At 72.4% G+C, this 20,824-nt stretch carries 21 protein-coding genes; 11 read left to right on the plus strand and 10 right to left on the minus strand.

The window, feature by feature from the left end; genetic code table 11:
* Positions 1 to 47: 47 nt before the first annotated feature.
* On the minus strand, positions 48 to 884 hold the full coding sequence (locus tag BM385_RS11215) for an SURF1 family cytochrome oxidase biogenesis protein (RefSeq protein WP_093842924.1): 837 nt from the start codon (positions 882 to 884) through the stop codon (positions 48 to 50).
* Positions 885 to 909: 25 nt separating this feature from the next.
* Positions 910 to 1,932 (minus strand): DEDDh family exonuclease, encoded by a 1,023-nt coding sequence (locus BM385_RS11220; RefSeq protein WP_037755939.1) that lies wholly within the window; start codon positions 1,930 to 1,932, stop codon positions 910 to 912.
* A gap of 91 nt (positions 1,933 to 2,023) precedes the next feature.
* Here BM385_RS11220 and moaA point away from each other — a divergent pair, with 91 nt between their 5' ends.
* Positions 2,024 to 3,013 carry a GTP 3',8-cyclase MoaA gene (moaA, locus tag BM385_RS11225; RefSeq protein WP_217650945.1) on the plus strand — a complete coding sequence of 330 codons (990 nt, stop codon included), beginning with the start codon at positions 2,024 to 2,026 and terminating at the stop codon, positions 3,011 to 3,013.
* Here moaA and BM385_RS11230 read toward each other — a convergent pair whose 3' ends face one another.
* The 6 genes from BM385_RS11230 to BM385_RS11255 all read right to left on the minus strand — a co-directional run bounded on the left by BM385_RS11230 (position 3,014) and on the right by BM385_RS11255 (position 9,242).
* Positions 3,014 to 3,265: a hypothetical protein gene (locus BM385_RS11230; protein ID WP_019433914.1), complete on the minus strand. Its 252-nt coding sequence runs from the start codon at positions 3,263 to 3,265 to the stop codon at positions 3,014 to 3,016.
* A 182-nt stretch (positions 3,266 to 3,447) separates the two neighbouring features.
* Positions 3,448 to 3,816, minus strand: coding sequence for a DUF3099 domain-containing protein (locus tag BM385_RS11235; protein ID WP_019433915.1), 369 nt, complete (start codon positions 3,814 to 3,816; stop codon positions 3,448 to 3,450).
* Positions 3,817 to 3,857: 41 nt separating this feature from the next.
* Positions 3,858 to 5,279 carry a tyrosine--tRNA ligase gene (gene tyrS / locus BM385_RS11240; RefSeq protein ID WP_093842926.1) on the minus strand — a complete coding sequence of 474 codons (1,422 nt, stop codon included), beginning with the start codon at positions 5,277 to 5,279 and terminating at the stop codon, positions 3,858 to 3,860.
* Positions 5,280 to 5,337: 58 nt separating this feature from the next.
* On the minus strand, positions 5,338 to 6,738 hold the full coding sequence (locus BM385_RS11245) for a metallopeptidase TldD-related protein (protein WP_093842927.1): 1,401 nt from the start codon (positions 6,736 to 6,738) through the stop codon (positions 5,338 to 5,340).
* A gap of 93 nt (positions 6,739 to 6,831) precedes the next feature.
* A complete protein-coding gene (locus BM385_RS11250; RefSeq protein ID WP_093842928.1) occupies positions 6,832 to 8,361 on the minus strand; it encodes a TldD/PmbA family protein in 1,530 nt (509 codons plus the stop codon).
* Between the two features lie 131 nt (positions 8,362 to 8,492).
* Positions 8,493 to 9,242: an RDD family protein gene (locus BM385_RS11255; protein ID WP_139275166.1), complete on the minus strand. Its 750-nt coding sequence runs from the start codon at positions 9,240 to 9,242 to the stop codon at positions 8,493 to 8,495.
* A 240-nt stretch (positions 9,243 to 9,482) separates the two neighbouring features.
* On the opposite strand from BM385_RS11255, the gene BM385_RS11260 reads away from it, so the two are divergent.
* From BM385_RS11260 to fabI, 3 genes are all read left to right on the plus strand, one after another.
* Complete coding sequence (locus BM385_RS11260) at positions 9,483 to 9,968, plus strand: ATP-binding protein (RefSeq protein WP_093842930.1); 486 nt, start codon at positions 9,483 to 9,485, stop codon at positions 9,966 to 9,968.
* A 108-nt stretch (positions 9,969 to 10,076) separates the two neighbouring features.
* Positions 10,077 to 10,796 (plus strand): 3-oxoacyl-[acyl-carrier-protein] reductase, encoded by a 720-nt coding sequence (fabG, locus tag BM385_RS11265; RefSeq protein WP_026047453.1) that lies wholly within the window; start codon positions 10,077 to 10,079, stop codon positions 10,794 to 10,796.
* A gap of 3 nt (positions 10,797 to 10,799) precedes the next feature.
* Positions 10,800 to 11,570 carry an enoyl-ACP reductase FabI gene (fabI, locus tag BM385_RS11270; RefSeq protein WP_026047454.1) on the plus strand — a complete coding sequence of 257 codons (771 nt, stop codon included), beginning with the start codon at positions 10,800 to 10,802 and terminating at the stop codon, positions 11,568 to 11,570.
* Between the two features lie 77 nt (positions 11,571 to 11,647).
* Here the strand turns inward: fabI and BM385_RS11275 are convergent, their stop codons facing one another.
* A complete protein-coding gene (locus BM385_RS11275) occupies positions 11,648 to 12,343 on the minus strand; it encodes a FadR/GntR family transcriptional regulator (RefSeq protein WP_093842931.1) in 696 nt (231 codons plus the stop codon).
* Positions 12,344 to 12,408: 65 nt separating this feature from the next.
* Here BM385_RS11275 and BM385_RS11280 point away from each other — a divergent pair, with 65 nt between their 5' ends.
* From BM385_RS11280 to BM385_RS11290, 4 genes are all read left to right on the plus strand, one after another.
* Complete coding sequence (locus BM385_RS11280; protein ID WP_093842932.1) at positions 12,409 to 13,722, plus strand: CynX/NimT family MFS transporter; 1,314 nt, start codon at positions 12,409 to 12,411, stop codon at positions 13,720 to 13,722.
* A gap of 16 nt (positions 13,723 to 13,738) precedes the next feature.
* On the plus strand, positions 13,739 to 13,858 hold the full coding sequence (locus BM385_RS27730; protein ID WP_019433925.1) for an SGM_5486 family transporter-associated protein: 120 nt from the start codon (positions 13,739 to 13,741) through the stop codon (positions 13,856 to 13,858).
* Between the two features lie 160 nt (positions 13,859 to 14,018).
* Positions 14,019 to 14,228 (plus strand): hypothetical protein, encoded by a 210-nt coding sequence (locus BM385_RS11285; protein ID WP_026047455.1) that lies wholly within the window; start codon positions 14,019 to 14,021, stop codon positions 14,226 to 14,228.
* Between the two features lie 74 nt (positions 14,229 to 14,302).
* Entirely contained in the window at positions 14,303 to 14,821 is a 519-nt protein-coding gene (locus BM385_RS11290) for a SixA phosphatase family protein (RefSeq protein WP_093842933.1), read from the plus strand.
* Between the two features lie 30 nt (positions 14,822 to 14,851).
* On the opposite strand, the gene serB is transcribed toward BM385_RS11290, so the two are convergent.
* Positions 14,852 to 16,051, minus strand: coding sequence for a phosphoserine phosphatase SerB (gene serB / locus BM385_RS11295; protein ID WP_026047457.1), 1,200 nt, complete (start codon positions 16,049 to 16,051; stop codon positions 14,852 to 14,854).
* Positions 16,052 to 16,308: 257 nt separating this feature from the next.
* Between serB and BM385_RS11300 the strand changes: the two genes are divergently transcribed.
* The 3 genes from BM385_RS11300 to BM385_RS11310 all read left to right on the plus strand — a co-directional run bounded on the left by BM385_RS11300 (position 16,309) and on the right by BM385_RS11310 (position 20,763).
* Entirely contained in the window at positions 16,309 to 18,780 is a 2,472-nt protein-coding gene (locus BM385_RS11300; protein ID WP_019433929.1) for an ABC transporter ATP-binding protein/permease, read from the plus strand.
* Between the two features lie 188 nt (positions 18,781 to 18,968).
* Positions 18,969 to 20,129 (plus strand): GAF domain-containing sensor histidine kinase, encoded by a 1,161-nt coding sequence (locus BM385_RS11305; protein ID WP_019433930.1) that lies wholly within the window; start codon positions 18,969 to 18,971, stop codon positions 20,127 to 20,129.
* Positions 20,122 to 20,763 (plus strand): response regulator, encoded by a 642-nt coding sequence (locus tag BM385_RS11310; RefSeq protein ID WP_019433931.1) that lies wholly within the window; start codon positions 20,122 to 20,124, stop codon positions 20,761 to 20,763. Before BM385_RS11305 ends, BM385_RS11310 begins: the two co-directional genes overlap by 8 nt.
* The last annotated feature ends 61 nt before the right edge of the window (positions 20,764 to 20,824 follow it).

Consider the following 20,824-nt stretch of genomic DNA (forward strand, 5'->3'; position numbering starts at 1 on the left):
GCATAGTACATGCGCACCGCAGGTGCAGTGCATTGGGCGAGTGCCCGTCAGCCCGCTGTGCCCGCCGTGGCGGGGGTCTTCGGTCCGGGGCCGGTGGCGGGGTCCGGGGTGGCCGGCCGCTTCTTCGCCTCCGCCGCCTGGTCGTGCAGTTCGCGGCGGAGCAGGATGATCCAGCCCGCCGGGACGCCCGCCGCGAAGATCCACCACTGGATGGCGTAGGCGAAGTGCGCGCCGATGCCGGTGTGGTCCGGCTCGTCGCGGGGGAGCGGGGCGCCCTCCGCCTCATCGGCCGGGGAGCTGTCCGTCAGATCGATGAAGCCGCCGAGCATCGGCGTCCCCAGCTCCGCCGCGCGCTGCTCGCTGTTCACGAGCATCACCATGCGGTCCGGCAGCCCGGGCCGGTCCTTGATGCCGGTGTTCCCGGTGGTCTCGTCCACCATCAGCCGGCCGGTCACCGTGACCTCGCCGGCCGGCGGGGCCGGCACCTCGGGGGCCACGGTCACATCGCCGCCCGCCGGGACCCAGCCCCGGTTGACCAGCACGGCCGTGCCGTCGTCCCGGATCAGCGGCGTCTGCACCAGATAGCCGACCTCGTCGTTCGGCCCGGTGCGCGAGCGCGTCAGCACCTCGTGGCCGGCGTCGTACACCCCCGTGGCGGACACCGGCCGGAACCGGTCGGCCGGGTCGGGGCCGGCGCCCACCGAGGACAGCTCGTCCATCGGCACCACCGGCGCCGCCAGGCTCCGCGAGATCAGCTCGTTGCGATCGACCCGCTGCTCGTGCCGGTGCAACTGCCAGAAGCCCAGCCACACGAAGGCCGGGATCAGCGCGAGGGCGACCAGCGTGAGGATCACCCACTGCCGCGTCAGCAGAAAGCGGTACACGGCTGACGACGTTACCCGAACGGGGTCACACCTCCGGAGCCGGGGCCACCTCCCGCAGCAGATGGGTGAACGCCGCCTCGTCCAGCACCGGCGTGCCGTACGCCCTGGCCTTGGCCACCTTGCTGGTGGGGGCCTGCGGATCGTTGGTGACCAGCAGACTCGTCAGCCGCGACACGCTGCCGGCGATGTGCAGCCCGGCCTCGAACGCCTGGTCCTCCAGCAGCTCCCGGTCCACCGAGGTGTCCCCGGAGAACGCCACCCGCATGCCCTGCACCAGCCGCCCGCCCGGCTCGTAACGGCCCGGATTGGGGTACGGGCACGGGGGCCGCCGCTTGCTCGCCCGCCACCCCGGCCGCCAGGCCGTGCCGCCCCCGGACCGGCCGCCCGCCGCCGCGCCCGCCGCACCCGACGCCGTCTGCGGCCAGTCGGTGACCGGCAGACACGTCAGCAACGGCAGCGGCAGCCGCAGCCGGGCCGCCTGCTGAAGGCTCGGCCGGAACGCCTCCGCCAGCACCCGCGCGTCGTCCAGCGCGTGGTGCGCCCGCCGCTGCTCCACCCCGAAGTGGGCGGCCAGGGTCTCCAGCCGGTGATTCGCCAGCGGCAGCCGCAGCGCCTTGGACAACTGGATCGTGCACAGCCGCTGCTCCACCGGTGCCACCCGGTCCGCGCGGGCGTACTCCCGGGCGATCATCTTCCAGTCGAAGACGGCGTTGTGCGCGACCAGCACCCGTCCCTCGAGACGCCGCGCGAACTCCTCGGCGATCTGCCCGAACAACGGCGCGTCCGCCAGCATCGCGCTGGTCAGTCCGTGAATCCAGGTCGGACCCGGGTCACGCTCCGGGTTGACCGGCGTGTACCAGTGGTCCTCCACCTCCCCCCTGGCGGTCAGTCGGTAGACCGCCGCCGATACGATCCGGTCATCCGGTGCGAGCCCCGTGGTCTCCACATCCACCACCGCGTACCCGCCGGGGTAACCGGAGGGCCAGGGCACGCCCGCGGACTGCTGTCCGGGAACCTCAACTGTGGTTGCCTGGTGGTCTTCGAGCATGGTCCCTGAGGATACGGGCCGCCACCGACAGCGCTCCCACCCCGGCCGCGAGTTGACGGCACCGTCGGCGGCGTGCCGTACGCTGCGAAGCATGTTGTCGGACACCTACGGCCGCGTCGCCACCGATCTGCGGGTCTCGCTGACCGACCGCTGCAATCTGCGCTGCACCTACTGCATGCCCGAGGAGGGCCTGCGCTGGCTGCCCAGACCCGAACTGCTGACCGACGACGAGATCGTCCGGCTGGTGACCGTGGCCGTGCGCGAACTCGGCGTCACCGAGGTCCGGTTCACCGGCGGCGAGCCACTGCTGCGCCCCGGTCTGGTGTCGATCGTGGAGCGCTGCGCCGCGCTCACCCCGCGCCCCCGGCTCTCCCTGACCAGCAACGGCATCGGCCTGGAACGGGTCGCCCCCGCCCTGCGCGCGGCGGGCCTGGACCGGGTCAACGTCTCGCTCGACACCCTCGACCCACAGACCTTCCGCACCCTCACCCGCCGCGACCGGCACGCCGACGTCCTGCGCGGCCTGGCCGCCGCCCGGGTCGCCGGGCTCGACCCGGTCAAGGTCAACGCCGTCCTCATGCCCGGCGTCAACGACACCGAGGCACCCGATCTCCTTGAATGGGCGATCCGGCACGGGTACGAACTGCGCTTCATCGAGCAGATGCCGCTGGACCCGCAGCACGGCTGGCAGCGCGACACCATGATCACCGCCGAGGACATCCTGCGCTCGCTCGCCACCCGCTTCACCCTCACCCCGGAGAGCGCCGAAGCCCGCGGCGCGGCCCCCGCCGAGCGCTGGACGGTGGACGGCGGCCCGCACCGGGTCGGCGTCATCGCCTCCGTCACCCGGCCGTTCTGCCGCACCTGCGACCGCACCCGGCTCACCGCCGACGGACAGGTGCGCACCTGTCTGTTCGCCCGCGAGGAATCCGATCTGCGCGGCGCCCTGCGCGGCGGGGCCGACGACGCGGAACTGGCCGAACGCTGGCGCACCGCCATGCACGGCAAGAAGGCCGGCTCCGGACTGGACGACCCGTCCTTCCTCCAGCCGCAGCGCCCCATGTCCGCGATCGGCGGCTGATCAGCCCCCGGCGCCGTTCTCCGCCGCCCGCCACTCGGCGAGCGGCACCACGTCCTTCAAGAAGCCCCGCACACCGAGGAACTGCCCCAGATGTTCCCGGTGCTCCTCGCAGGCCAGCCAGGTCTTGCGGCGCTCGGGGGTGTGCAGTTTCGGGTTGTTCCAGGCCAGCACCCATACGGCGGGCTCGCGGCAGCCCTTGGCGGAACAGATCAGCGGCTCATCGGCCAGGGGTTCGTCGGACACGGAGACCATCCAACACCCTCACCCCGGACATGGCGACGCCGGGCAGCCACGGGGGGAGCCGCCCGGCGTCGGTCCGTCGCTCCGACGGGGGATACGGAGCGCTCTTGAAGTATGACATGCCATGCCCGCCGGTGTGCAGCCGAAGGGCTCATATTCCGTTGAGCCTTTCCTGAGCTTCGCAACCGAATACATCAACTCGTATGACTGTGCTGCCCGTTCGAGGGCGTATCCAGGTGGGAAGCGGGCGGCAGCGCGGTCCGGGAAGCACTGGTGATGAAGGTGGACGGCAGCGCCGGCGAGTTCTCCCGGCCCGCATTCGCGATCACCACGGCGATGTAAGGCATCACCGTTCCGAGAACCAGAGTTGCGATGGCAATCGGGCGGCTGGTGTCCCACAACACAAATGTGAGGAGTACCGCAGCCGTACGCACCAACATGGAAATGACATAACGTCGCTGCCGTCCCCGGACGTCCTCCGCCAGCCCGCGCCGGGCGCCGGTGATCCGGTACACGGACCCCTCACCGGCCGCCCCGGCCCCGCTCCGCCGCCACCGCGCCATGCCGCACGCTCCTCACCTCGGGAGCCGGCCGCCGCCCTCGGTCAGCGGCGCACCAGCAGTGCGAGCTTACGCCCGGCCTTCAGGTACACCCCGGCCGGCCGCTCCCCGCCGTCCTGCGCCGCGGTCACCTCGTCGGCCACCTCGGCCAGCGACCGGGTCACCGCCGCCTCGCCCAGCACCTCGCTGCGCTGCCCGCCGCCCGGGTACTCCACCACGATCCGCAGCGCGTTCTGCTTGGCCAGCCGCCGGGCCGCCGACGAGGACGCCGCGAACTCCAGCACCCGGGTCAGCACCGCGTCGATCCGCTCCGCGCCGTGCTCGGCCAGATCCACCTCGGGCAGCGTCCCGACCTCGGTGAAGCTCTTCCTCGAGAACTGCGCCGTGAACCCGGCCCGCGCCGCCATCGCCGCCTCGACCCCGTACAGCGCGGCCACCATCTCCCCGGCCAGCACCTTCTTCAGGTCCATCGGGTGCAGCGAACCGTCCGCCACCCGGGCCAGCGCCCCGGCGATCTCCGGATCGGTCCACTCCGTCCACGCCCGCAGGTACGGCTCCATCAGCCGGTCCGGCACCGACATGATCTTGCCGAACACCTCGTCCGCCGGCGCCGACAGACCCACGTAGTTGCCCTTGGACTTCGACATCTTCGCGCCGGTGCCGTCGGTGCCCTCCACCAGCGGCATCGTCACCACCAGCTGCGGCTGCTGCCCGTAGATCTCCATCACACGGCGGCCCATCTGCATGTTCAGCAGCTGGTCCACACCGCCCAGCTCGATGTCGGCGTCGATCTCCGCCGAGTCGATCGCCATCGCCACCGGGTAGATCAGCTCCGACATGGTCAGCCCGTGGCCGCCCTCAAGACGGGTGCGGAAGTCCTCCCGCTGGAGCAGCGAGGACGCCGGCACCTGCGACAGCACCCCGATCAGCTTCGGCAGCGTGATGCCCGCCAGCCACTCGCTGTTGTGCCGGAACTCCACCCGCTCGAAATCGAAGAACGGCTTCACCTGGCCCCGGTACCCGGCCAGGTTCGCCGCGATGTCCTCGTCCGACAGCGGCGGACGCTCCGCCGAACGCCCCGAGGGGTCACCGATCTTCGCCGTGATGTCCCCGATGATCAGCGTCACCGCGTGGCCCATCCGCTGGAAGCGGCTGAGCACGATCACCGGCACCGCGTGCCCCAGATGCACATCGGCCGCCGTCGGGTCGATCCCGAGCTTCACCCGCAGCCCGCGCCCCTCGGCCCGCGCCGCCTCGATGTCCGCCGCCAGCTTGTCCACCGACGGCAGCACCTCGACCGCGCGGGCCGCGATCAGCTCCGCCTGCTCCCGCGCCGGCAGATCCGTCAGGTCCAGATAACGCCGCGATCCCGTCTCCGCCAGCAGCTGCCGCACGGTGGAGTCGGAGGAGAGGTCCTGCGCGAGCAGCGCGGATGCGCGCTGCACGGAGTCGCCGAGGCGTGTCACGTTCAGTCCTGAAGGTCGACGGTCGGATGGGAAACAGAAGATCGGACGCAGTCTACGGTCACACGCCGGGGCTCACCGAGCTCATATTGAACCCGGGCACCCGCAGCGCGGGCATCGCGGTGCGCGGGAAGTAGTCGCCCCACTCCCGCGACCGGGTCACCTCACTGCGCCCCGCCTCGCTCGCCCTGGCCAGCACATCGACCGGGGACTCGTTGAAGCGGAAGTTGTTCACCACCCCGCTCACCTCCCCGTTCTCCACCAGGAACACCCCGTCCCTGGTCAGCCCGGTCAGCAGCAGCGTGGCCGGATCGACCTCGCGGATGTACCACAGCGAGGTGACCAGCAGCCCCCGCTCGGTGTCGGCCACCATCTCCTGGAGCGAACGGGTCCCCCCGGCCTCCAGCAGCAGGTTGTCGGTCAGCGGCGCCACCGGCAGACCGGTCACCCCCGACGAGTACCGGGTGGTCGGCAACTGCCGCAGCACCCCGCCCCGCACCCAGTCGGTACGTCCCAGCGGCAGCCCGTTGTCGAACACCGACACCTCGGGCGACAGACCGCCGCCCGAGGCGTGCGCGATCAGGAACGGAGCCGCCTCCGTCCCTGGTGCCGCCGGATCGCTGTACAGATCCACCGGCAGCCGCGACAGCTTCTCGCCCACCCGGGTACCGCCGCCCGCCCGGCTGAACACCGTCCGGCCGTCGTGCGCCTTGCGCGCGTCCGCCGTCCAGTACAGGTAGATCAGCAGATCCGCCACCGACGACGGCGGCAGCAGCGTCTCGTACCGCCCGGCCGGCAGGTCGATCCGCCGCCGCGCCCACTGAAGGCGCTGCGCCAGCTCCGCCTCCAGCGCCGCCACGTCCACGTCCGAGAAATCGGCGGTGGGCACCGTCACATAGGAGGACCGGGTACGGTCCGGGGACTTCGCGTTGATCTCCACGTGCCCCGCCCGCTGGTCGTGCCGCAGCCGCAGCCCGCCCGAGGTGCCCAGATAGGTGGAGGTGATGTCGTGCGAGGCGAACCCGAACAGCTCCCGGTCCGCCGCCCGCGAGCGCGCGAAGCTCTCCCCGAGCGCCGGCGCGAACTCCGCGAAGACATCGGGCGAGGTGACCTCCGGGTCCTCCGTGAACCCGGGCGCCGCCCCGTCCCCTGACAGCAGCGGCGCGGCGTCCTCGGCCGGCGGCGCCTGCCGCGCCGCCTCCTCCGCGGCCCGCACCAGCGGCTCCAGCTCCGCATCCGTCACCGCGCTGCGCGAGACCACCCCGGCGGCCGTGCCCTGCGCCCCGTCCACCGTGGCGATCACCGTCAGGGTCCGGCCCCGGGTCACCCCGTTGGTGGTCAGCGTGTTGCCCGCCCACCGCAGATTGGCGCTGGAGTTCTCCTCGGCGAGCACCACCAGACCGTCGGCCCGCGACAGTTCCAGCGCCCGTTCCACGATCTCGTACGGCTTGCCGGCGCTCATCCTTGCCTCCCGTTCGTGTCCCCGCCCGCGCGGCGGAGCTGCGACTGCGTTCCCGACTGCGTTCCCGACTGCGGCCGGCCGGCCGCGCGGCCCTCACGCGGCACGGCCCGCCTCCTCGGTGGTGTTGAGAATGTTCACGCCCCGGAACAGCGCCGACGGGCAGCCGTGCGAGACCGCCGCCGCCTGCCCCGGCTGCGCCTTGCCGCACATGAAGGTGCCGCCCAGCACATAGGTCTGCGGCCCGCCGACCGCCTCCATCGAGCCCCAGAAGTCGGTGGTCGTCGCCTGGTACGCCACATCCCGCAGCTGACCGGCCAGCCGCCCGTTCTCGATCCTGAAGAACCGCTGCGCCGTGAACTGGAAGTTGTACCGCTGCATGTCGATCGACCAGGAGTTGCGGCCCACCGCGTAGATCCCGCGCTCCACCCCGGCGATCAGCCCCGCCGTGTCCGGCCCCTGCGGGTCCGGCTGGAGCGAGACGTTCGCCATCCGCTGGATCGGCACATGCGCCGGGGAGTCGGCGAACGCGCAGCCGTTGGACCGCTCGAAGCCCTGGAGCCTGGCGGTGCGCCGGTCCATCTGGTAGCCGACCAGGGTGCCGTCCTTGATCACGTCCCAGGACTGGGTCCGCACGCCCTCGTCGTCGAACCCGGTGGTCGCCAGCCCGTGCTCCACCGTGCGGTCACCGGTCACATGCATCAGCGGCGAGCCGTACTTCAGCGTCCCCAGCCGGTCGAACGTCGCGAACGAGGTCCCGGCGTACGCCGCCTCGTAGCCCAGCGCCCGGTCCAGCTCGGTGGCGTGGCCGATCGACTCGTGGATGGTCAGCCACAGATTGGACGGGTCCACCACCAGGTCGTACCGGCCGGCCTCCACCGACGGCGCCGCCAGCTTCTCCGCGAGCAGCGACGGCAACTGCTCCAGATCGCTCTCCCAGTCGTAGCCGGTGCCGGTCAGATACTCCCAGCCGCGCCCGGCGGGCGGCGCCAGGGTGTTCATGGTGTCGAACCGGCCGCTCGCCGAGTCCACGGCGGTCGCGGTCAGTTCGGGGTTGATCCGCACCCGCTGCTGGGTGGTCACGGTGCCGGCGGTGTCCGCGTAGAACTTGTTCTCCTGGACCGCCCACAGCCGGGTGTCCACATAGCTGATCCCCGGCGCCGCCAGCAGCCGCGCGCTCCAGTCGGCGAACAGCGCGGTCTTCTCCGCGTCCGGCACGTCGAACGGGTTGATCTCGTACGAGGAGACCCAGGTCTGCTCGCCGTAGGAGGGCTCCGGCGCCAGCTCCACCCGGGAGTCCGCTCCGGACGCCGCGCCGATCCGCGCCGACAGCTTGGCCATCGCCACCGCCTGGCCGGCGACCCGGGCCGCCGCGTCCATCGTCAGATCGACGCCGGCCGCGAAGCCCCAGCTGCCGCCGTGCACCACGCGGACCGCGTAGCCGGTGTCCGTCACGTCCGAGGAGCCGGCCGGACGGGCGTTGCGCAGCCGCCAGTCGGCGCTGCGCACCCGCTCGAAACGGAAGTCGGCGTGTTCGGCGCCCAGCGCCTTGGCGCGGGCGAGCGCGGCATCGGCGAGCTGCCGCAACGGCAGCGCGAGGAAACTCTCATCGATGGATGGGGGCACAGTCTCTCCTGTCCATGGCCATCTTCGGATGTCCCCGGGGCAGGGTGCGCCGCCGGGAACCACCGATCATGCCCGCTCGGAGCGGAACTGCCCAGGGAGGACCGGCCCGACGGGGGAGGCGGGCAGCCTCTTCACCCGCCGGCCGCCGGGCGGGAGCGGATCACCACGGTGCCCATCACCTTGTCGTGCAGCCCCTGCTTGAACGGGGTGTCCCACAGGCACCAGGCGGCGATCAGGAAGCCGGCGCCGGCCACCAGCCCCGTGAACAGACTGCCGAACAGGTAGAACCACTCCCGGCCCAGCGCCGTGAAGAGACCGACCGGCCCGCCGTCGTGCAGCCGCACCACCCGCACTCCGAACAGCCACTTGCCGAGCGTGCGTCCGCCGAACAGCCAGTGCGCCAGCGGGTCGTACAGCAGCAGATAGCCGAGCGCGCACCACAGGGCCCACAGCGCGTTGGCGCCGCGGGCGCCGCCGTCGTCCCCGGCGAGGGTGAGTCCGGCCCACAGCACCACGAGGACGAGGGCGATCAGCACCCCGAAGTCCACCAGCCGTGCGTACAGCCGGTGCGAGGGCGCGGCCAGCAGGGCGAGCGGCGGACCGTACCCCGGGTGGACGGGACCGGGGCGCGTCACCGGGCCGGGCGGCGGCGCCATCCGGTACACGGGCTCGGCGTGGGTCGCGCCGTACGGCCCCGGATGCGGTCCGGGCCCGGGGTACGCCGTGGCGTGCGGTCCGGGGTACGGCGGAGGTTGCGGCCCCGGGTACGGCATCGCGTGCGGCCCCGGGTACGGGCCGGGCTGTCCGCCGGGCCACGGGGCGCCCGGGACCGGGGGCGGTGGCTGCGCGGGCGGCGGTGGTATCGGTGGCTGCTCGGACATGCGCGAACGGTAAACGATCCCTGCGGGAATGGTGAAAACACCCTCCGCAGGCGGAAGTTGGTGCCTCACCTGCGGTTGTCCCCTGCGGGCGTCATATTCCGCGCGGTTTTCGTCTCCCGGGCCACCCGTCCCCCGCTGCCGCCGCCACCTGCGCGGACACCCCCGGCGGACGCGGAGAGTAACGGCCCGTGTCCGGTGCCGGACTGGCCGGTCAGGGCCTCTTTTCGCCACGCTCGGTCCATGGAGCAGGAGCTGATCCCCGCCGGGGCCATGACGTCGTTCAGCATGTCGTTCAGCGCGACCCCGCACGCCGTACGTCTGGCCCGCCGGCTCACCGGGGAGCGGCTCGCGCGGTGGGGGGTGCCGGCCGGCTGCCCGGCCGCCCGCACCGTGGCGCTGCTGGTGGGCGAACTCACCGCGAACGCGGTACGGCACGGCTCGGTGCCCGGCCGCGGCTTCACGCTCGCGGTGTCGATGCCCGCCCGCGCGAACGACGGGCACGAGGCGGAGGGCGGCGCCGTTCCGCTGCGGATCGAGGTGACGGACGCCCGCGCCGACCGCTACCCGGTGCTGCGGCCGGCCGGCTGGGAGGAGCGGGAGAGCGGCCGGGGGCTGCTGCTGGTGGACGCGTTCGCCGCCGCCTGGGGCGTGGCCGCCCATCCGGCCGGCAAGACGGTGTGGTGCGAATGCCTGCTTCACCCTGCGGAAATGGCGCCCCGGATGTAGGAATCCCACAGGCCCCCGGTGCTGCGCCTGTCAGCCCCCGATCCCCGTCCGGTGTACCGGGCGGGCTAGTTTGGTGCCGAGCACATGTCGCAGAGAAGGGGTGATCCCTTGAGTCGCTCGGTACTCGTCACCGGAGGGAACCGCGGAATCGGCCTGGCCATCGCCCGTTCCCTCGTGGACGCGGGTGACAAGGTCGCCATTACCTTCCGCTCAGGCGAACCGCCGCAGGAGCTGGTGGAGCGCGGCGTGCTGGCGGTGCGGTGTGACATCACCGAACCGGAGCAGGTGGAGCAGGCATACAAAGAGATCGAGGAGAAGCACGGCAAGGTCGAGGTGCTGGTGGCCAACGCCGGCATCACCCGTGACCAACTCCTGCTGCGGATGTCCGAGGAGGACTTCGCCGCGGTCCTGGACACCAACCTCACCGGCACCTTCCGCATGGTCAAGCGGGCCTCCAAGGGCATGCTGCGGGCCCGTACCGGGCGGATCGTGCTGATCTCCTCGGTGGTCGGCCTGATGGGCCAGGCGGGGCAGGCCAACTACGCCGCCTCCAAGGCCGGTCTGGTGGGCTTCGCCCGCTCCCTCGCCCGTGAACTGGGCTCCCGGGGCATCACCTGCAACGTGGTGGCCCCCGGATTCGTGGACACCGATATGACGCGGGTGCTCAGTGACGAGCAGCGCGCCGGCATCGTCGCGCAAGTGCCGCTCGGCCGGTACGCGCAGCCCGACGAGATCGCCGCCGCGGTCCGCTTCCTGGCCTCCGAGGAGGCCGCGTACATCACCGGAGCCGTCATCCCCGTTGACGGCGGATTGGGCATGGGGCACTGAACCATGAGTGGACTTCTTGTCGGTAAGCGCATCCTGGTCACCGGGGTGCTCACCGAGTCGTCGATCGCCTTCCATGTCGCCAAGCTGGCCCAGGAGGAGGGCGCCGAGGTCGTCCTGACCGGGTTCGGGCGGCTCTCGCTGGTGGAGCGGATCGCCAAGCGGCTGCCCAAGCCGGCTCCGGTCATCGAGCTGGACGTGCAGAACAAGGAGCAGCTGGCCTCGCTCGCCGGCTCGGTGGGGGAGCACCTCGACGGGCTGGACGGCGTGGTGCACTCCATCGGCTTCGCGCCGCAGGACGCGCTGGGCGGCAACTTCCTCAACACCGAGTGGGAGTCGGTGGCCACGGCCGTCGAGGTCTCCGCGTACTCGCTGAAGTCGCTGACCATGGCGCTGCTCCCGCTGCTGGAGAAGCGCGGCGGCTCGGTCGTGGGCATGGACTTCGACGCCCAGGTGGCGTGGCCCAAGTACGACTGGATGGGCGTGTCCAAGGCGGCGCTGGAGGCCACCTCCCGCTACCTCGCCCGTGACCTGGGGCACAAGAACATCCGGATCAACCTGGTGTCGGCCGGCCCGATCAAGTCGATGGCGGCCAAGTCCATCCCCGGCTTCGAGGAGCTGGCGGACGTGTGGAACACCCGGGCGCCGATCGGCTGGGACCTGGAGGACCCGGAGCCGGCGGCCCGCGGCGTGGTGGCGCTGCTCTCGGACTGGTTCCCGAAGACCACCGGCGAGATCGTGCACGTCGACGGCGGGGTGCACATGATGGGCGCCTGAGCGCCCGCGGTACGACGGCGGCGGCCCGTACGGAAGGAACTCCTTCCGTACGGGCCGCCGCCGCGTCGTGGCGGGGGTCAGCCGGTGCCCGCGCCGGCGCCCGCGGTGAAGGTGCGGCAGGTACGGGTGTGGGTGGCCGCCTCCTGTTCCGCGCGGTCGGCGTCGCGGTCGCGGACGGCGGTCAGCAGCCGGGCGTGGTCCATGTACGAGGCCGGGTCGAGCGCGTCGCCCACGTCGTACCGCAGGAACTGCCGCAGTACGGTGCCCAGATCGGCGTAGAGGCCGGAGAGCACCTCGTTGTGGGAGGCGGTCACGACGGCGAGGTGGAAGGTGGCGTCCGCCTCCACGAACCGTTCGACGTGCCCGGTGTGCCAGGCCGCCTCGCGGGCGGCGAGCACCCGCTCCAGGCGGCGCAGGTCCTCGGGGGTGCGGCGCCGGGCGGCCATCCGGGCGGCGGCGGTCTCCAGCGCGCCGCGCAGTTCGGCGACGTGGCGCGGGTCGGCGCCGGCGAAGCGGCGGTGCATCACTCCGGCCAGTTCGCTGGTGGCCACCACATAGGTGCCCGAGCCCTGCCGGATGTCCAGCAGCCCGTTGTGGGCGAGCGCGCGGATGGCCTCGCGGACGGTGTTCCTGGCCACTCCCAGCTGTTCGACCAGCTCGGGTTCGGTCGGGATCCGCGATCCCACCGGCCAGGCGCCCGAGGTGATCTCATTCCGCAGCTGGTCGATCACCTGATCGGCGAGCGCCGAGCGGCGGGGGGAGGTGAGTGACATGGCTCTCCTGTCGGCTGCAGGAATCTTGTAATGACCCATTCATTGGATGATTCTATGATGAGGTCATGTCGTTGGCGAAGCATGACCGTACCCCCGGCCCGGGCGCCCCCGCACCCGAAACGGCCCCGGCACGTACCGCACCGGCCACCACCGGCCCCGCGACCCCCGCCCTCCTGTGGCTGATCACCGCCGGCCTGGTGCTGGCGGCGCTCAACCTGCGCCCGGCGATATCCGCCCTCGCCCCGCTGCTGGAAGAGGTACGCGCCGACCTCGGCATGAGCGGCACCGTCGCCGGACTGCTCACCTCCGTCCCCGCCCTGTGCTTCGCCGTCTTCGGCGTCACCGCGCCCGCCCTCTCCCGCCGGTACGGCCCCGTCGCCGTCGTCGCCGCCGGGATGGCCGCCGTCACCGCGGGCCTCACGCTGCGCTCGCTCGCCGGCGGCACCGGCGTCTTCCTCGCCTCCAGCGCCCTCGCCCTGGCCGGTATCGCCGTCGCCAACGTGCTCATGCCGGTCATCGTCAAGCGCTACTTCCCCGACCGCATCGGCTCCATGACCGGCCTGTACTCCATGGCCCTCTCCCTGGGCGCCGCCGGCGCCGGGGCCGTCACCGTGCCCCTCGCGAGCGCCCTCGGCGACAGCTGGCGGCTCGGCATCGGCCTGTGGGCCGTCCCCGGAGCCCTGGCCGTCACCGCCTGGCTCGCCGTCCTCATCCGCAGCCGCGCCACCCGGACGGCCGCCGCCCCCGCCGACGCCACCCCCGCGGCCCCCGCCGCGCCGGCCGCCCCGGACACCGCACGCCTCACCCTGCGGCGCTCACCCACCGCCTGGGCCCTGGCCTGCTTCTTCGGCCTCCAGGCCACCGCCGCCTACATCATCATGGGCTGGCTGCCGCAGATCTACCGCGACGCCGGCATCTCCGCCGGCACCGCCGGCGTCCTCTTCGCCGTCGCGATGGGCCTGAGCGTCCCGCTCTCCTTCGTGGTCCCGCCGCTCGCCACCCGGATGCGCACCCAGGGCCCGCTGCTCACCGTCCTCGCCCTGAGCGGCCTCGCCGGCTACACCGGACTGTGGCTCGCCCCGCACGGCGGCGCCTGGGCCTGGGCCGTGCTGCTCGGCATCGCCAACTGCGCCTTCCCCGTCGCCCTCGCCATGATCGGCCTGCGCGCCCGCAGCTCCCACGGCGTCGTCCGGCTCTCCGCCTTCGCCCAGTCCACCGGCTACCTCATCTCGCTGCCCGGACCCCTGGTGGTCGGCGTCCTCAACGAGGCCACCGGCGACTGGCACCTGCCGCTGGCCTTCATGGCCGCGCTCATGGTGCTCCAGATCGTCGCCGGCACCCTCGCCGGCCGGGACCGCCACATCGAGGACGGAGCCTGAATGGCAGACTGGGCCCATGCCAGCACTTGAGCCCAACCCCACCGGCGGACAGCGCACCCTGCTGCTCATCCTCGGCGTCATGCTCGCCGTCAGCATCGTGATCGGCGTCATCGCCAGCTTCGCCGCCGGCCACTGACCCGCACTCCGTTCCGATGGTGGGGCCGGCCCCACCATCCCCTAGGGGGCCAGGGTCAGGGGCGGGTGGGTGGGTTACCCGATGGGCCCGGGCCCGCCATCCGCCTACCGTGGACGTCACACGGCAACACCCCTCGCGGGAGCCACGGATGGAGGCGCACATGACCGGTCGCACGGCCCGCATGACCACCCCCAGGGCCCGGCCGGCCGGACCCGACATCCGGCTGCGCTGGTGGGCCCTCGCCCTGCCCGTCGCGGCCTTCAGTGCCCTGCTGTGCCTGCTCGCCGCCAGCGCCCAGGCCGGCCCCGCCCCCGGCCCGCAGCCCGTCTCCCAACTGGTCGAGCACGCCAGGAACACCTGGCTGGGCTGACCCGGCCGCCCGCACCCCGGCAGCTTCGCCAACCACCCGCCGCCACGGGCACGTTTCATGCAAAGCTGGGACACATGAGCGTTGAAGCACCCCGCAGGATCGTCCTTCTCCGACACGCCAAAGCCGACTGGCCCGACGTCTCCGACCACGACCGGCCGCTCGCCGAGCGCGGTCGCAAGGACGCCCCCGTGGCCGGCCGCTGGCTCGCCGGCACCGGCATCACCCCCGACCTCGCCCTGTGCTCCACCGCGGCCCGCACCCGTGAGACCTGGAAGCTGGTCGCCCCCGAACTGCCCCGGCGCCCGCGCACCGTCTACGACGAGCGGCTGTACGAGGCATCCCTCGGCGAACTCATCGCCGTCCTCAACGAGACCGATGACCAGGTACGCGATCTGCTGCTGATCGCCCACAACCCCGGCGTCCACGCCCTCGCCGACGCCCTCGCGGGCAAGGCCGAGGGGGACACCCTCAACCGGATGAACCGCTCCGGCTACCCCACCGCCGCCATCGCCGTGCTCACCTTCACCGGCGACTGGAAATCCGTCGAACACGGCGTCGGCACCCTCGCCGCGTTCTGGGCCCCGCACTCCTGACGTGGCCTGAGGAGGCGGCGCCCCGGCGCCTCAGCTCTCGGCGTCCGCCGCCTCCACTTCCTCCCGGGTGATCCCCAGCAGGTACAGCACCGTGTCCAGGAACGGCACGCTCAGCGCCGTGTGCGCCGCCTGCCGCACCAGCGGCTTCGCATTGAACGCCACCCCGAGACCGGCCGCGTTCAGCATGTCCAGATCGTTCGCGCCGTCCCCGATCGCCACCGTCTGCGCCAGCGGCACCCCCGCCGACGCCGCGAACCGGCGCAGCAGCCGCGCCTTGCCCGCCCGGTCCACGATCTCCCCGGTCACCCGGCCGGTCAGCCGGCCGTCCACGATCTCCAGCGTGTTCGCCGCGGCGAAGTCCAGCCCCAGCTGCTCCGCCAGCGCGTCCGTCACCTGCGTGAAGCCACCCGAGACCACCCCCACCTGGTAGCCCAGCCGCTTGAGCGTACGGATCAGGGTCCGCGCCCCGGGGGTCAGCCGCACCTCCGCGCGCACCTTGTCCACCACCGACGCGTCCAGACCCGCCAGCAGCGCCACCCGGGCGTGCAGCGACTCCTCGAAGTCCAGCTCCCCGCGCATCGCCGCCGCCGTCACCTCGGCGACCTTCTCCTCGCAGCCGGCATGCGCCGCGAACAGCTCGATGACCTCGTCCTGGATCAGCGTCGAGTCGACATCCATGACCACCAGGCGCTGCGCCCGCCGGGACAGCCCCGCCGACACCACCGCCACGTCTATCGACCGCACGGCCGCCTCGGTCGCCAGCTCCGTGCGCAGCCGCTCGGTCGGCACCCCGGAGACATTGAACTCGACCGCCGTCACCGGGTACTTCGCCAGCCGGAAGATCCGGTCGATGTTGCCGCCGCAGCCGGTGATCCGGGCCGCGATCGCCGCCGTGTTCTCCGCGTTCAGCGGGTTGCCCAGCACCGTTACATGGGAGCGGCCACTGCCCCGGGCCGGGTTGTCGCCGAGCCCCGAGATGATCTCGGCCTGCATCCCAAGACCCTCGGCCCAGCCGTGCACCGTGGCGCGCAGCTCGCCCTCGGAACCGGAACCGCCGGCCGGCGCGCTCACCAGGGCGCACAGCACGATGCGCCCCCGCGTCACCACCTGCTCGATGTCGATGACCGTCACATGAAAGGCGGCGAGCGTCTCGAAGAGACCGGCGGTCAGACCCGGCCGGTCCCTCCCGAAGATCTTCACCAGCAGCGTGGGCGTCTGTGCGGGGATCATGGTGCGCACCACGGTAGTCGCTCCCGGTAGCCGGGGTATGGCCATCGGCCGCCGTGCGGGCGAACGGAGAGGAAGGTCACAGAGATGCCGACGCTTCGCACCAGCTCCGTGACTATCCGGGCCCCGCTTTCCGTTTCCGGCCCGGGACTGGAATAGTGCCTGGACGATGGTCGACCATCTCGAACCCTCCTCTGGGGGTACCTCCCGGCCGGAGGCTGGGGGAGGGCCGGTCGGGGGACAACTTTGTGGGGCATGGAGTGCCAGAACTCGTACTCGAACTGAACGGACAGACCTGGTCGTTGGACCCGACCCGGTCGTACAGCGTGGGGCGGGATCCGCAGGGCGACCTCGTCCTGCAGGACGCGCGGGTCTCCTGGCGGCACGCCACCGTGCGCTGGGGCGGCCAGAACTGGATCCTGGAGGACCACGGCAGCACCAACGGAACCTACGCCCAGGGCCAGCGGGTCCAGGAGCTGCCGCTGGGCCCGGGTTCGGTCGTCCACCTGGGCAACGCCACCGACGGGCCGCGGCTCACCTTCTCGGGAACCGCGCCCGCACCGCACCAGCAGGAGGCGCAGCACCAGCACCAGTACCAGCCGCAGTCGCAGCCGCAGCAGCAGGGGTTCGGCGCCCCGGTGCCCGCCATGGCCGGCGGCCCGCCCGCCATGCCGCCCCACCAGCCCGGCGCCGACCCGGCCGGGGCGGGCGGTGACCGCAGCGCCACCACGTTCCACCACCTGGCCGTCGGCCAGGTCACCCGCATCGGCCGCGCGCTGGAGAACGAACTGGTGGTCTCCGACCTCCAGGTCTCCCGCCACCACGCCGAATTCCTGGCCCACCCGGACGGCCGCTACGAGCTGCACGACCTCGGCAGCCACAACGGCACGTACGTCAACGGCCAGCGGATGGACAAGAACGGCCGCCGCTACCTCGGCCAGAACGACACCGTCGGCATCGGCCACTCCACCTTCCGGCTGGTCGGCGACCAGCTCCAGGAGTACGTCGACACCGGTGAGGTCTCCTTCTCGGCCCGCCACCTGACCGTCCAGGTCAACAACGGCCGCACCACCATCCTCAACGACGTCTCCTTCGGCGTCCCCGAGAAGTCGCTGATCGGCGTCATCGGCCCCTCCGGCTCCGGCAAGTCCACCCTGCTGCGCGCCCTCACCGGCTACCGCCCCGCCACCTACGGCGAGGTGCTGTACGACCACCGCAACCTGTACACGCACTTCGCCGAGCTGCGGCACCGCATCGGGCTCGTCCCCCAGGACGACATCCTCCACAAGGAACTGCCCATCCGGCAGGCCCTGCGGCTCGCCGCCCAGCTCCGCTTCCCCGGCGACGTCGCCGAGGCCGAGCGCAACGCCCGGGTCGAGGAGGTGCTGCGCGAACTCAAGCTCGACGTGCACGCCACCAAGCGCATCTCCTCGCTCTCCGGCGGCCAGCGCAAGCGCGTCTCGGTCGCCCTCGAACTGCTCACCAAGCCGTCGCTGATCTTCCTGGACGAGCCCACCTCGGGCCTCGACCCGGGCATGGACCGCGACGTGATGCAGCTGCTGCGCGGCCTGGCCGACGACGGCCGCACCGTCCTGGTCGTCACCCACTCGGTCGCCGAGCTGGGCCTGTGCGACCGGGTGCTGGTCATGGCCCCCGGCGGCGGCGTCGCCTACTTCGGTCCGCCGGACGAGGCCCTGAACTTCTTCGGCTACGACAACTGGGCCGACGTCTTCTCCGCGTTCGAGAACTACCGCGACTACGACTGGATGGGCCGCTGGCGCGGCTCGCAGCACTACCAGATATACGCGGCCGACCTGGACGCCGTGCAGCCCCAGGCCGCCAACTTCCAGCCGGTCGCGGCAGCGGCCGAGCAGAAGGCCCAGACCTGGAGCTCCCAGGTGTGGACCCTGATGCGCAGATACGCGGCGGTGATCTTCGCCGACAAGGGCTTCCTCGGCCTCACCGTCGCCCTGCCCATCATCCTCGGCGCGGTCTCCCTGGCCATCCCCGCCGACTACGGACTCGGCTACGGCCGACCCGAGAGCGGCGGCCGCAACGGCCAGGCCAGCATCATCCTGCTGGTCCTCGTCGTCGGCATGTGCTTCGCCGGCGCCGCCAACGCGGTCCGGGAACTCATCAAGGAACGGGTGATCTACGAACGCGAACGCGCGGTCGGCCTCTCCCGCTCCGCGTATCTGATGTCCAAGGTCTTCGTGCTGGGCATCGTCACCGTCTTCCAGGCCGCCATCCTGTGCGCCATCGGCTTCCTGCCCCGCGAGATGCCCGCCGAGGGCGTGCTCTTCACCAGCTCTCCCGCGCTGGAGATGACCCTGGTGATCATGGTCCTGGGCTGCACCTCCATGATGATCGGCCTGGTCATCTCCTCGCTGGTGCGCACCTCCGAGATGACCATGCCGCTGCTGGTGATGATCGCCGTCGTCCAGCTCGTCTTCACCGGCGCGCTCTTCGAGGTCCACGGCAAGCTCGGCGTCGAACAGCTCGCCTGGCTGATGCCCTCCCGCTGGGCTCTGGCCGGCACCGCCACCACCGCCGACCTCAACACCCTCACCGCCTCCGTCACCGACCCGGACGCCTCCGGCGACCCGCTGTGGAACCACGCGGCCGGCTGGTGGCTCCTGGACGTCAGCATGCTCCTCGCCCTCGGCGTCGCCTGCGGCTTCCTGGTGATGAAGTTCCTGCGCCGCCACGAGCCCGAGGTCATGCGCGACTGACCCCGGCCCACCCGCACCACCCGCACCACCCGACCGACGGTGGTGGCACCCCGGACCCGGGGCGCCACCACCGTCGTCGCGTACCGGGGCCCGCCGCCCGCGTCCGTCACGGGACCTAGGACCGGCGACGCACCCGCCACCCGCCCGGGACCGATCCGCGCACCGCCCCCCACCGGTACCGTTCCCCCATGGTCAGAAGAACCGGCCTGGCCGCCGTCAGCGCCGCCCTGCTCGCCATGAACCGCACCCTGGAGGTGCGCGACGTGCTGCAGACCATCGTCTCCAGCGCCCGCGAGCTGCTCGACGCCCGCTACGCCGCCCTGGGCGTCCCCGACGGCGCCGGCGGCTTCGCCCAGTTCATCGTCGACGGCGTCAGCGACCGCCAGTGGAAGGCCATCGGCCCGCTGCCCCGCCAGCACGGCATCCTCGCCGCCATGCTGCACGACGCCACCCCCGTACGCCTCGACGACGTCCGCCAGGACCCGCGCTTCGAGGGCTGGCCCGCCGCCCACCCCGAGATGTCCGACTTCCTCGGCATGCCCATCGCCGACGGCGACGAGGTCCTCGGCGCCCTCTTCCTCGCCACCAAACGCTGCACCCCCGAGCAGCGCCGGGCCGCCGGCGGCGGCTGCGCCTTCACCGAGGAGGACGAGGAACTGCTCGGCATCCTCGCCCAGCACGCCGCCATCGCCCTCACCAACGCCCGGCTCTACGAACGCAGCCGCGAACTCACCATCGCCGACGAACGCGCCCGGCTCGCCCACGAACTCCACGACGCCGTCGCCCAGAAACTCTTCTCCCTGCGGCTCACCGCCCAGGCCGCCGCCACCCTCATGGACCGCGACCCCGTCCGCGCCCGCAGTGAACTGCGCCAGGTCACCCGCCTGGCCGCCGAGGCCACCGACGAACTGCGCGCCGCCGTCATCGAACTGCGCCCCGCCGCCCTGGAGGAGGACGGCCTGGCCGCCACCCTGCGCGCCCAGATCCAGGTCCTGGACCGCGCCCACCCGGCCCGGGTCACCCTGGAGGCGGGCGACGCCAAACCCCTGCCGGCCGCCCAGGAGGAGGCCCTGCTGCGCGTCGCCCAGGAAGCCCTGCACAACGCGCTGCGGCACGCCGCCGCCGACCGGGTCACCGTCAGCCTCGGCCCGCCCCCGGCTGGCGGCGGCGCCGTCCTGCGGATCACCGACGACGGGGCCGGCTTCGACCCCGAGGCGGTGCGCGGCGCCGGCCGCCACCTGGGCCTGGTCTCCATGCGCGACCGGGCCCAGGCGGTGGGCGGCACGCTCACCGTGCGCTCGGCGCCCGGAGCGGGCACCGTCATCGAGATGGAGGTACCCGGTGTCTGAGGTCATCCGTGTGCTGCTGGTCGACGACCACCAGGTCGTCCGGCGCGGGCTGCGCACCTTCCTGGAGATCCAGGACGACATCGAGGTGGTGGGGGAGGCCGCCGACGGGCCGGCCGGGGTGGCGCTCGCCGAGGAACTGCGCCCCGACGTGGTGCTCATGGACGTCAAGATGCCCGGCGGCGACGGCGTGGAGGCGCTGCGCAAGCTGCGGGACCTCGGCAACCCGGCCCGGGTCCTCATCGTCACCAGCTTCACCGAGCAGCGCACCGTGGTCCCCGCGCTGCGCGCCGGGGCGGCCGGCTACGTCCACAAGGACATCGATCCGACCGCGCTGGCCGGGGCGATCCGCTCGGTGCACGCCGGCCATGTGCTGCTCCAGCCGGAGGTGGCGGGGGCGCTGCTGGCGCAGGAGACCCCGTACGGCGGCAGTGGCCGGGGCGGGCAGCTCACCGAGCGGGAGCGGGAGGTGCTGGCGCTGATCGCGCGGGGCCGCTCCAACCGGGAGATCGCCCGCGATCTGGTGCTGTCGGAGAAGACCGTGAAGACGCACGTCTCCAACATCCTGATGAAGCTGGATCTCGCGGACCGCACCCAGGCGGCGCTGTGGGCGGTACGGCACGGCGTCGCCGACTGACGGCGGCGCCCGGCCGGCGGACCGCCGGCGTGCGACAGGCGTTCGAGCAGCGCCAGGATTC

Source organism: Streptomyces harbinensis (genome assembly GCF_900116145.1).
GTDB classification, from domain to species: domain Bacteria; phylum Actinomycetota; class Actinomycetes; order Streptomycetales; family Streptomycetaceae; genus Streptomyces; species Streptomyces carpaticus.